Here is a 12613-nt window from a genome sequence, read left to right as displayed (position 1 = left end):
GCCGATTCGAAGTCTAAGCCCGCTGGATCTGCAACAGTCACTTCGCCCGTAGTTGGATCGATCGCGAAGGCGCCGTCGGGGTTTTCACTCAGGGAGTACGCGACGCCGTTAGCGGAGCCATCGGCATCAGTGGCAAAGGCGGTGATGCCGACGGGGTCACCAACGGATGCGTTCTCGGCCACACTGTTTGCGGCGCCATTGATATCACTGGCGGCGGAGACGTCGAACTCGTTGCTATCCGTGACCGCGATATCGAAGGTTTGCGTCGATGAGGATCCGTCTTGCGAGGTAGCGGTCACCTCGATCTGCATTGACTGAGCTGATTCGAAGTCCAAGCTCGCCGGATTTGCAACAGTGACTTCGCCCGTAGTCGGATCGATGGCGAAGGCCTCATGCGGGTTTTCGCTCAGGGAGTACGCGACGCCGTTAGCGGAGCCGTCGGCGTCGTTGGCGAAGGCCGTCACGCCGACCGTGTCGCCCGCCGACGCGTTTTCGGCGACCGAGTTGCGGTCGCCATTGGTGTCGCTGACGGGGGTCACGTCGAACTCATTGCTGTCGGTGACGGCGATCTCGAAGGTCTGCGTGGACGAGGAGCCGTCCTGGGATGTCGCAGTGACGTCAATTCGCATGGACTCGGCCGACTCGAAGTCCAAGGCCTCGGGGTTGGCGACCGTGACTTCGCCGGAGTGCGCGTCGATTGCGAAGGCACCGCCGGGATTCTCGCTCAGCGAGTACTCGACGACGTTGCTGCTGCCGTCCCCGTCGCTCGCGAAGGCGGTGACGCCCACCGAAGCGCCGGCTTCGGCGCTCTCGGTCACTGTGTTTGCGCCGATACTGAGATCGCTCACGGTGGAGATATCGAACTCGTTCTGATCCGTAATAGTGATGTCGAAGGTCTGCGTGGACGTGGATCCGTCCTGCGAGGTGGCGGTGACTTCGATCTGCATGAGGGGTGCCGACTCAAAGTCTAGGGCACTCGCATCGGCCACGGTGACGATGCCCGATTCGGGATCGATCGCGAAGGCATCGCCTGGGTTCTCGCTCAGGGTGAACTCGACGGCATTCGAGGACCCGTCGGCGTCTTGGGCGAGTGCAGCGACCCCGACCGTGTCGCCGATGGCAGCGTTCTCCGATACGGCATTGGCACTGTTGTCGAGATCGCTCACTGGCGCAACGTCGAACTCATCCGCATCCGTGACGGCGATGTCGAAGGTCTGGGTAGAGGTGGAGCCGTCTTGTGAGGCGGCGGTGACCTCTATCTGCATGGACGGCGAGGACTCGAAGTCCAGTGCCTCAGGGTCGTCAACGGTGACCACACCCCTCACCGGGTCGATGGCGAAGGCATCGTTCGGATTCTCGCTGAGGGAGTACTCGACGCCACTGCCGGAGCCGTCGGCATCGCCAGCGAAGGCGGTTACACCCACTTGATCGCCCGCGGCCGCGTCCTCAGCCACCGTGTCCGCAGCGCCATCGCCATCCACGGCGACAGAGATATCGAACTCGTTTTCGTCAGTGACGGCGATCTCGAAGGCTTGGGTCGATGTTGACCCATCGCTAGAGGTGGCGGTGACTTCGATCTGCATCGACTGAGCAGACTCGAAGTCGATCCCGGCCGGGTTTGCCACGCTGACCACACCAGTGTCGCTGTCGATCGCGAAGGCGCCGTTCGGATTGGAGCTTAGGCTGTAGGTGACAGCATCCGTAGCATCGGCATCCTCTGCTGCGGCCGCGACGCCGACCAGGTCACCGATGCGAGCGTTTTCGCTCACGAGGTTCAAGGAACTATCAGTATCGCCGGTGGGCGTGATCGTATACTCGTTGATATCTTCAACAGAAATGTCAAAGCGCTGGGTGCTTGTGGAACCGTCTTCGGATGTGGCCGTCACCTCGATTTGAATGGACCTGGTGGATTCGAAGTCGATGCCTGTGGGATCGGCGACGGTGACGACGCCACTGTTCGGGTCGATCGCAAAGGTCGCGTTGGGGTTTTCGCTCAGAGAGTATTGGACGGCGTTGTCGCTACCATCCTCATCGACCGCACTGGCGGCAATGCCCACCGTGTCCCCAACGCGGGCGTTCTCGGCGACCCGATCACCGCTTGCGTCCCCATCGGCCACCGGCGATAAGGCAAATTCATCGTGATCGTTCACGCGAATGACGAAGTTCTGAGTGCTGACGGTACCGTTCGGTGACGTGGCGTTGACAACGATCTCGTGGCTCTGGATACCTTCGAAATCGAGAAGCTCCGGTGCCGCGACGTATACCTCGCCGGTCGCGGAGTCGATGGCGAAACGCCCATCCGCATCGTCGGCGAGGGAGTAGGTCACCACACCGTCGCTGCCGCTCGGGGCGGTAGCGACAATCCCCACGCGATCACCGTGATTAGCGTCTTCGCTGATCTCATCGGCGGCGCCTGCACCGTCGGATATTGCGATGGCCGCGCCGTCCACGTCGGACGCCGCCTGCGGCTCGTCGTTGGCATTCGAGGCTTGCTCGTTGGCGGCCTCTTGCGCGTCTTCGTCCTCAGATGAGGCGGGTCTTTGCGCCTCGGTACCGTCATTATGGGCGGGCGCGGGCTCGACGGGAATGAACCTACCGCTGGGCGCGTCCGGGTTGTTGTCAGCGACGACCGGCTCGGGTGGTTCCGTGTCATGCTGCATCGCATGCGCGGGCGGCGTCGTGGGCCTACTTTGGCTACCTTGTGCCACGGGTGACTGACCGACGGCGGCGGGCGACTCGCCGTCGCTCTGGGGTGACTCGGTGAGCGTTGCAGCGGTGTCGCGGCGCGCTTCAGCGCCGCTCGAAAACACCTGCGTGTCGTCGAGCGAAACGGTGCGGGCGCCTACCTGCTGCTCGTCCACGACTGCGCTGGTGGCTTGGCGATTGCCCGTGCCTTCGCGATCGCCATCGGCCGCGAACTCCGGTGAGCCGTAGCCGCCGGCTCGAGGCGCCTGTCCGGCTTGATCGGAGCTGTCGCTGTCGATCTTTACTTCCTGCGCGTCCTCTCGGCGCCGTTCACCCCCCTGCTGACCCACCTCGCGGTCCAAGGCAGAGTCGATCGTCTCGGGGCCGCGTTTGGGCTGTCCCTGGTTTTCGTTTTGGTCGCTCATATGCTCGATCTCGATACGTCGGGCCCTTGAGGGCACCGGATGTGCACTGGGCGAAGCGCTCGCGGCGATCGCTCCTTCTCAGTGTTCGGCTATCGGACGGCATAGAGAAAACCCACAGCCCGTTATTGCATAAGGGTGTGGGTTTTTCGCTTTACAGTAGGATTAAGAGACGCGGTCCGATGACGAGGCCTTGCCTGGCTATAGCCCATCACGCGAGCGAGGCACTGCGAGAACGTTGGCCCCGGGCCCCGGTAGACTCAGTGCAGGCCTAGGGGCCGCCGAACATCTCCGCAGTAATGCCAGCGTACCAACCGACGCTTTCGAGGTAGTTGGCGCGTCGCGTTGCCTCGGGTTCGCCCGTGTCTGAGACGAAGCCGGAGACCTTGGTGATCTTTTCGGGTGTGGCCGTGTAGGTGGCACCGATCTTCACGCTGTCGTCCTCGGCGACGAGCGACCAGCAAGTGTTGGCGTAGCTCGCGCGCGGCAGCGGTGAGTCGGTGAGCGAGGCCAGTATGGCGCGCACCGCGACCTTGGCCTGGCTGTTGGCCGAGAATGCTGACTTCGGCATATCGCCTTGCTGAGAGGCGTCGCCCAAGATGTAGATGTTCTCGTCAGCGCGACTGCGCATGCTGGCCGGGACGACGGGGGCCCAACCGGTCGCCACCGTCAACCCCGCGGCGCTGCAGATCCTTCCCGCCTGTTGTGCGGGTATCACGTTGCACACGTCGACGGCTTGTACGCTGCCATCGATCACCAGTTCCATCCGCTCGGGACGGACCTCCACCTTCGCACCACCGGCGTCCGCATCTATGCGTTCGATCATCCCCGGGTAGTGACGGGCCCAGCTCTCCTCGAACAGAGCCTGCTTGGCGAAGCGCGTCTTCGGATCCACGATCAGCAGCTTTGCGCTGGGGTTGGTTGCCTGGAGCGTACGCGCGAGCATCGACACACGTTCGTAGGGCCCCGGGGGGCAGCGGTAAGGGTTAGGCGGTGCGATCAGCGCAAACACGCCACCTGGTTTCATCGCCAGCACTTGGCTGCGCAGAAGCGCCAGCTGCGTACCGCCCTTGTAGGCGTGAGGCATCTTGCTCTGGGCGCTCAGATCCCAACCTGGTACTGAGCCTGGCACAAAGTCGATGCCGGGACTCAAGACCAGCCTGTCGTAGGCGATGGTACCGCCGCTCGCAAGCCTCACCTCGCGTGCCTCGCGTTCGATGCCAACTACCCAGTCGTGGACCACGTTAACGCCGTACTGCGAAGCGAGGCGTGTGTAGCTGTGGGCCAGGCTGTCGTGTTGGCGGAAGCCGCCGAGGTAGAGGTTCGAGTAGAAGCAGCTGTGATAGGTACGCGTGGGTTCTACCAACACCACGTCCACGGAATCCGTCGACTCGCGCGATAGGGCAAGGGCGGCCGTAGCGCCACCCGCGCCGCCACCAACGACGACGATGCGCGGTCGGGTCTGGCCGCGCAGCAGGCGTGAAGAGAGGGTGAGGGCGGCGACTCCAGCGCCAACGAATTGCCTTCGTTTCAGCCTCATGACAGGTTCTTCGCCCGCTGTCAGTCTTGCAGTGAGTTCAATTCGTCCTCGTACTTGCGCACGAGGGCAATGTTACTCTTAGGCTGGTTCATCGCCTGCTGCATCATCTTCATGGCTGGCCCCATCATCTTCTCCATCTGAGCCCACTGCTCAGGTGGCATGGAGTCCTTCATGCGTTGCATCTCCGCCATCTGCGCGCTGGACTCTTCGAGACTGCCGTCGGCGGCGGCCATTGCGAGCCCAACGCTGTATGCCACGGTTTGTACGCGCTGAGGAGTGAAGTTGTGGCGCTTCAGGATGGCCTTCGCCTCTTCCTGGCCGGCGAGTCGCTCCGCGAAATCCGGGCCACCGGGGTTGTCGTCTAGCTTCACACCGAGCGCTTGAAGCTCTTTAGCGACCTTGAGAAGACCAGTGACGTCCCTTTCCGATAGTACTATCGGATCGGGCAGCTCGCCGGCCATCATGGCCGCACCCATGTCGTTCGGTGTCTGCGCGTCGGCAGGGATGGCTGTCGCGAGCATCAACAGGGCGCTGAGCAGCGGAAGGAGCTTGGCGTTGTTCAGGGTAAGACTGGGCATGGGATCTCCTAATGCATGGCGAGGTTGCGCGGCGGCCGATCACTATTTGCCCTGCGCATTTGACCGGCGCAAGAGTACCAGGATGGTGGGCATCGAGTGATGGTGGGAGAGCCACAGTCATCTCAGCGTGTCCAAACGCGGCGGTAACTCCCTGTCAATATTGCAGTTTATGCCGCTCTGTGGCTCGAGCGAAAGGTGAGAGTTCACTGCTGGGGACGCGATCCTGGGCTGATCGCTACCACGGCGGTGGCAACCTCGCCGGATGGGGCGGGTTCCACCAGTTCTACTGGGTGGCCCAGTCACCGGTTGAGTTGCGTGAGGCAGCTGGGCTGTGCCCTAGGTGAGTAGGTCGTTGAGTAGGGCGGTGGTCGCGTCCATCGGGTCGCGGGCGAAGTTGCCGAGGTTGGGCAGGAGGGCCTGTAGATCCGCGCCTTCAACCCCGAACCAATCGGCCGCGGTCGCCGTCAGCTGGTCGTTCGCAAGCGTAGGGATCACGCGGCCCTTGTCCGAGATGTCATCGTCCGATCCCAAGGCTAGGTTAGGGGCCGCCCCCACCATGGCCGATGTGCGCATGCCGCCGCCGAGCACCAATTGATGGGTGCCCCACCCGTGATCGGTGCCATCGCCATTGTTGCTCAAGGTGCGGCCAAAGTCCGACAGGGTGTACGCCAGCACGTTATCCCCAAGGGCTAGGTCGCCCATGGCCTTGTGGAACTTATCAAGTCCGAGGCTCAGCTCTCGCAATAGTGCTGGGTGGGACTCTGCTTGGTTGCTATGCGTATCAAAGCCCGTCAGTTGGGCGAAGAACACCTGGCGGCCGTACCCCTGGTCGCTTCCCAGCTTGATCATCGTGGCGATCGCTTCGAGTTGACCGATGAAACCACCGAAGGCCGAGGGCAGCGCCAGGTTGAGGTCATGCTCGGAGGGGACGGCGAACAGATCGCTGCCCCGATTACCGTAGAGATCCGCTGAGGTGTAGGCGAGGCCTGACCGTGTGTCGTTCCAATCCTCGCTCAGCTGCGCGAGCACGTCTTCGGAGCGATCGCCGAGGCGCTGGTAGGCCAGCTCGAACAGGTTCTCCGGCGTGCGCGGTGCGCGATCGGTGTAGTCCTGGGCGGGTGGCCTGACCGTATCCTCAAATCTGGGTGTCTGTGGATTTCCCATGAGAAACTGATAGAGCGCACGTCGGTTTGCAGCCAGGCGGTCGACGCTTGTGTCGATGGCACCGTCGACGGCGAAGGGATTGAACGCGGTGGGACCCGAGGACTCCAGCACTAGCGGCGTCGTTCGCAGGCCCGTTAGCATCTTGCTAGCGCTGCCCATCGAGACGTTCAAGCCGAGCGGGAACTCGGGGTCGTAGCCGCCGATCCACAGATCCGCAAGCTGCCCCGCCCACCCCGGGCCATTCAGCTGATCCGCTCGGCCGAGCTCGAGCTGGCGACGTTGATGGTTGTGGGCAAAGAGGAACAGAGGCAGGCGTGCCACGTCGTCTTCGATCTGAGCCTTGTCGGTGGGTACCACCAGGTTGCCCGTGTTGAGTACTGCCTTCAGACGCCCTGCTTCCATCAGCTGGGCGAGCTCCGGCATGACGCCGTTCACGCCGAGGGGCAATCCGGGCAGCGTATACATTCCCGCTAGGTAGGCTTGTGCCGGATCCAGGGGATCGCCGCCACGGTAGGGGTTGGTGCCAGGGGCTAGGGTGGCACTGGGAACGGTCAGTGTCGTGTCGGCGACGGCGAGGTTGCCGCGTGTGGCCGCGTAGGTAGCGTACGCTTCGCTCGCCGGGAGGGGCAGCAGCATGTTGTGTGCGTCGTTGCCGCCGCGAAGCATGATGATGACGAGGGCCTTGTAATCTCCCCTCGGTACCTGATTGCCGGCGCGCGCGGGAGCGCCGGCGAGCGTGCAGCAGCCCACGCTTGCGAGTGAGGTCAGGCGCAGGAAGTCCCGTCGATCGAGTTTCATTGGCATGTGTTCCTCAGATCCCTCACTGCACCATGTAGGCCGGCATCGCGGTGGCCATCACCAACGCATCGCGCACCAGTTCCCATGCTTCGAGGAAGCGCTTGTCGGCCTTTACCTCTGGCGGGTCATCTGCTTTCTCCCCCTTGTGCATGCCCTCGCGTAGGTGTTGGGCGAGGGCTTCGCGGTACTGCGTGGGTAGGCTGTCGCCGAACAGTCGCTCATCCACCCAATCGACGAGCGCGTCGACGGCGACCGCTTTGTACGGTTGATTGCCCTGCTCGTCCTCGAGATTGATGCTAGCGAAGTCCATGTTGCTGTCCCCCTCCATCGCGAGTTCCATGGCTATTAGAGGTGCGGTGAAGTTCACGTCGTAGACTCGGCCGTTGGAGAAACTCAGTACGCGACGGGAGCTGAGGCTACGATCGAAGCGAACGAACTCGCGGGTGTTGGCGAGGGACAGCACGAGGTTGGCCACATTGGCGTAGTACTGGTCGGTCATCATGACCATCTCGGGTGCGAGGAGATCCGCTTGCGTAAGGTCCGTGTCTGGCGGAGTGAAGTCGGGGTCGAAGAAGTTGAAGACCGACTCGGCGCGCATCGGTGCATACCCGATCACGCTGTCTAACTCACCCTCGTAGTAGATGTTGACCTCCGTGATCGGCACGCCGCCCTTATTGCTCATGAAGCCGGAGGGCACCGGAGCCACATCGAGCGCTCGCAACAACTGCGTGTAAGCCAGAAGGGGTTCTTTGATCTTGCTGTAGGCGGTGCCTTCGGCGTAGGCGTCTCGGTCGAGGAGAATGGCCTTAAGAACGGCGCCGAGATTGCCGCGCACGCCGGTGCCGTCATCGGTGAATACGTCGGCTACTCGAGCCACATACTGCGGCGAGGGGTTCGCCGTGACAAAGTGGGCGATGAGGTGCTTGGCGATGTATGGGGCGACGTTCGGATGAGTGAAGAGCGCATCGAGACTGGCGTCGAGGCCGCTGCGCGTCGAGTTGCCGTCGCCGTCGAGGGTGCGGTCGTCCGCGTCGAGGGCGATGCGTTGACCGAGGAGTACGACCTCACCATCGCCTTGCCCATCGTAGTACGGGTCGAGCTCATCTTCGTGCCAGGCCGGGTCGAAGACCATCGCTCGCGTGTGATCGCCATCGCCCGTTCGCGGCCCGCGAAAGCTGCGGCTGCCGGCGAGATTCCACCCGGTCATCACCTTGGCCAGCTCTTCGATATCGGTCTGTGTGTATGCGGGCACCGGTACTTCCTCGCCATCCACCGCGGCTTCGCCGTTCGGCGTGAGCGCGTATAGGCCGAGGGTGAACAGCTGCACTAGCTCGCGAGCGAAGTTCTCATCGGGGCGTGTCGCCTCCTGGGCGCTGGCCTTCTTATTGCCCGCATGCGAGAGAAAGGTTCCCATAGTGGGGCTGCGAGCGACGTCGCCCAGCAAATCGCGGTAGTTGCCGAAGGCGTGGCGCGCTAGGAGATCGTAGAAGTAGGCGAGGCTCTCGCCGCGCTGGTCCAAGGGGGGCGTACTGGTGGACGTCACCAGCAGCTGGCTGAGGGCGTAGGCCATGCGTTGGCGTAGGGGATCGGTGCCTACCAGCGGGTGGTCGATGGAGCCGAAGGCGTTATCGTTCCAGGCTGCCATCTGGAATCGGCGTACCAGCGGTTCCGCCGTGCGCTCGTTGAAGGCGATGCTGCCATCGACCGAGTCGACCGTGAAGAAGTCGATGTCGGGGGCGAAGGCCTCGGCGATCTCGATCGTGCGTTCCAGGTGAGTGGGCCATTCATCGCTCGGGCTATCGTAGGCCGAAGGCGTGGCCAGTTGGGCCTCTACCCAGCCCTCGGGCCCCAGGCGCTCAAGGTCGGCCATCAGGGTTGGGGTTGCCCCGAAGGTGCCCATCGAAAGGAGTTTGAAGCGCTGCTCGGTAGTGAGGTTCGCCGGGGCACTTACGCGCCCATCGCGTGGGTTGGCGTCGTCCACGTCGTCCACGCCGTCGCCGTCATCGTCCGCGTCACTGACATCGGGGATGCCGTCGCCGTCCAGATCGTCCTCGCCGGGCGCCGGCTCTGGTGGTGGTGCGGAGTCGCGTGTGGGATCTAGGGGAAAGGCGTCGTCGACGTCGTCCACGCCGTCGTTGTCGTCGTCGCGGTCGAAGCTGTCGAGCATCCCATCCTGGTCCGTGTCGGGTGCGTCCGGTTGGGTACGGCGCACCGCCTCTGAGAACGCCTCCCGCTGAGCGACGGCGAACTGCTCGGGGCTCATTTGGCCTGTGCGGACAAGGCCTACATCCCGAGCAGTGTCTGCCTGCACCACTGCGAGAATGGCCGCACCGGTGGAGCTGATCGGCCTAGCCTCGGCACTCGCCAGCAGCGAATTGACGTCCGCCACGGCTTCGGCCACATCGCTGATCGGCACGTCGTCCATCCACTCAATGCCAAGGTCGGTGAGAGCGCTCGTCAAGGCGCCGGTCAGAGGCTCCACCTGGTCGAGCAACGCACCGCCGATCAGCTGCTCCCCCAGGCGTCGCTGGAGCGCTTGTTCCAGCAGGGCGCTCGTGCGTGGGTCCGCGTCGGGGGCGAGGGCGGCCCGGCGCAGGGCCTTTAGCGTGAAGGCCAGCTGCTGCATCTGCTGCAGGAGCGCGGCCGCCTCGGCATCGCCGGCCAGAGTGGCTTCCCACACATCCAGGGTGCGCAGGGTACCTACGGCCGTCTCCACCCCCATCGCGCCAAGCAGCAGGTCGCCCTGAGCGTCGTCATCGAGGTGCGCTAGGAGGCTCGAGAGCGGCGTTACCATAAACGTCTCGGTTGAGTCTGGCTCGATCTTGGCGACCATGGTCAGACCTTCCAGGCGTAGCCCCGTGAAGGTGTCCACGCCATCCGTGGCGACCAAACGAGGCGTGATGCCCGGTTGCGGCGCGAAGTCCGGCACTCGGGCGTAGCCGCTCTCATCGGAGAGGGTGGACGGCTCATCGACATCGAGCACCCCGTCCGCGTCGAGATCGACGAAGACGATTGCGTTAGCCACCGGTCCGTCGATTACCCTCGCCTCGAGCACGTCCTCGACCTCCACTGTGACCGAGGCTCGAGCGGTGGCGTCTGCCGTGGCGGCGATGATCTCGAACACGTACCGAGTGTCTGCGCTCAAGGGTGCCTCGAAGTCAGGTGCGTCGATGAAAAGGACGCTTTGTCCCTCGATTCGCAGACGTGAAGCGTCAGGTCCTGCAAGGCTCATGGCGAGTTCGCCGCCGTCACTGGTGCCGGCGGAGAAATCGACGGCCTTCGCACTGCCCTCATCGACGCTCGTGCGTGCCGGTGCACTTACCGATGGCGTAGAAGGCACCGGGTCGGTGCCGCCGGTCTCGCCGCTGACTGGTGTGTCGTCGCCAGGGCTTGCGTTGCGGCCGCCAGAACCACCGCTACCACCACTGGAGTTGCAGCCTGCCGTCAGGGCGAGAAGCACTAGCATCAGCGCGAGGTGCACGCATGGCGGCGGGCGGAGTTGCATAGGGACCTTGCCTGAGTGAACGCACGACCCCGGGCGCGCCCACGCGCGCCATCGGGTGTAGGGCGTAGATGCTCTGCAAGGCGGAGGGCGCCGACGATGACCGCGATCTCGGAAAGAGAATCACGCGGGATTTACTTGACAGAATCGTTCACAAGGGAGGCTAGCGGTGAGATGCAGTACGCATCGGAAAGGGCGCGACGCGCGAGTTGGCGTGGCCGGCATGCCATAAGCGGGAGGGGCTACCAGCCGTTAACGCGCGGCCAGTAGTCGGTGTTTCTGGGGTCATCACCAATAACGACATAACCTTCAAAGCCGGCAGCACTCATGCACACGTGATTGGGCAGCACTCGTACTTGGGTGCCGACCGGCAATCGCGCCAGCACCTGCGGGCCGGTGACGTGGCCGTGCTCTTGGCTGACGGCAGTCACTCGGTAGCCCGGGAGCAAGCGTCCCGTGGCCGCGTCGGCGAGCAGACCGTAGGCAGTGTCGCGGGACTGCTCGGCCGTGGATCGGTCTTGGGACAGGGCCAAGGCGCCAGCATCAATGAACACCGTGTCTGTGGCCGTGTTCGCGCTGACCACGGTGGCCAACACGCTCACAGCCAAATCCTCGAGCGCACAGATGCCTAGCCCGTGTTGAAAGAGGTCGTTGAACATCCACACGCCGGCGCACAGCGTATCGACGCCCTCCAGTTGCTCTGCGAAGACCGCCACCGGGCTGCCACCCAGGCAGACGGACTCGACGGTGAGTCCAGCCGAACGAAGTTGCTCGGTGGCGGCCAAGGTCGCGCGGCGACAGCGCTCGACGATCTGAGCCCCTTGGGTGGCGTCAGAAGCAGTGTAGGTGCGGCCGGCGTAGCCATAGACCCCACCGAGGCTAACGGCCTGCGGTGCCGTGCGCAGCAGCGCTGCGCACTCCATAAGAGCGGGTGCCTCGGGCGCCAGGCCGCCGCGGTAGCCGTCGCTGTCGATCTCCAGCATGACTCGCAGCGGGAGATCTTCGCCGCTTGCGGGCGCCGATGAGATGAGCTGCTCGAGGGCCTGCGGCGTGTCGACCAGGAGGCCCAAGCGGGCGCCGCGTGCCACCAGCGCACGTGCTCGCGCGTGCTTGGCCGGCGCCAGCGGGATGGCGTGCAGGATATCGCGTGCGCCCGCATCGAACAGGTACTCCGCTTCGCGCAGCGTCGACACGGCGATCGATGGTGCCGAGGCGCCTGGTGCTCTTGGCAATCGGGCCATGACCTCGGCGCTCTTGCTGGTCTTCATGTGCGCGCGCAACTGAACGCCAAGGTGGCGCGTGCGCTCGCTCATCGCGTCGATGTTGCGGGCGAGCACGGTGGGGTCAAGTAGCAGGCACGGGGTGGGAAGGTCCATGAACGGCGGCTCTGGCAGGTACCTCGCCGAGCATAGGGGGCAGTCGATGGACTTGGCCAGTGCGCGAGGCGCCGGCGAGAGAGCTTACCGAAGCGGTGCGGGGTAAGGGACAGGGAATCTGCGGCAGCCGCTTAGCATCGGCGACCCGCGGGACAGGGTGGAGAGTGAACCTAGAGTGCGCTCATGTCGAAGTCATCGTCGTCGAACTCTTCAATGGCACTGCGCAGGCGTTTGCGCTCGATCATCTCTTCGATCGCGGCGCGCGCAGAGCTGGCCGTGCGCTTCTTCGGCGCCTCTTCCTTCAGGGACTCCAGTTCAGCGGCGATGGATTCGGGATCGAACAGATCCGTATCCGTGAACTCGTCGCTCCCCTCTACCTCGAAATCATCCGAATCGTCATTGTCCTTCTGCACCACGGTTCTCCCTCCTGTAGCGAGACCCCGACGCACATTCACGATGCGTTCGAGTGTCGATATACCACGAGACCGCGGCCGGTGCGATAGTGACTTTGCTACGTCGCCGGCTGCCCCTCACGAAGTGCCACTTTT

7 protein-coding genes are annotated in these 12613 nt (G+C 63.8%); all 7 read right to left on the bottom strand.

From position 1 onward, the window contains the following. Window positions 1-3110, bottom strand: a 3110-nt coding sequence (locus tag AAGA68_15325) for a cadherin domain-containing protein (protein ID MEM9386426.1), incomplete at its 3' end; no start/stop codon positions are given. A gap of 268 nt (window positions 3111-3378) precedes the next feature. Further along, a complete protein-coding gene (locus AAGA68_15320; protein ID MEM9386425.1) occupies window positions 3379-4647 on the bottom strand; it encodes an NAD(P)/FAD-dependent oxidoreductase in 1269 nt (422 codons plus the stop codon). Between the two features lie 20 nt (window positions 4648-4667). Beyond that, window positions 4668-5225, bottom strand: a complete 558-nt coding sequence (locus tag AAGA68_15315; protein MEM9386424.1) for a hypothetical protein — start codon at window positions 5223-5225, stop codon at window positions 4668-4670. Between the two features lie 336 nt (window positions 5226-5561). Then, window positions 5562-7187 (bottom strand): DUF1501 domain-containing protein, encoded by a 1626-nt coding sequence (locus tag AAGA68_15310; protein MEM9386423.1) that lies wholly within the window; start codon window positions 7185-7187, stop codon window positions 5562-5564. Between the two features lie 22 nt (window positions 7188-7209). Then, window positions 7210-10692 carry a DUF1800 family protein gene (locus AAGA68_15305; protein MEM9386422.1) on the bottom strand — a complete coding sequence of 1161 codons (3483 nt, stop codon included), beginning with the start codon at window positions 10690-10692 and terminating at the stop codon, window positions 7210-7212. Between the two features lie 239 nt (window positions 10693-10931). After that, window positions 10932-12065, bottom strand: a complete 1134-nt coding sequence (locus AAGA68_15300) for an alanine racemase (protein ID MEM9386421.1) — start codon at window positions 12063-12065, stop codon at window positions 10932-10934. 170 nt (window positions 12066-12235) lie between these two features. Next, a complete protein-coding gene (locus AAGA68_15295) occupies window positions 12236-12478 on the bottom strand; it encodes a hypothetical protein (GenBank protein MEM9386420.1) in 243 nt (80 codons plus the stop codon). Window positions 12479-12613 lie beyond the last annotated feature (135 nt).

This window comes from Pseudomonadota bacterium (genome assembly GCA_039193195.1).
Taxonomy (GTDB): domain Bacteria; phylum Pseudomonadota; class Gammaproteobacteria; order Steroidobacterales; family JBCBZW01; genus JBCBZW01.
This window is presented reverse-complemented; position numbering and strand designations above follow the sequence as displayed.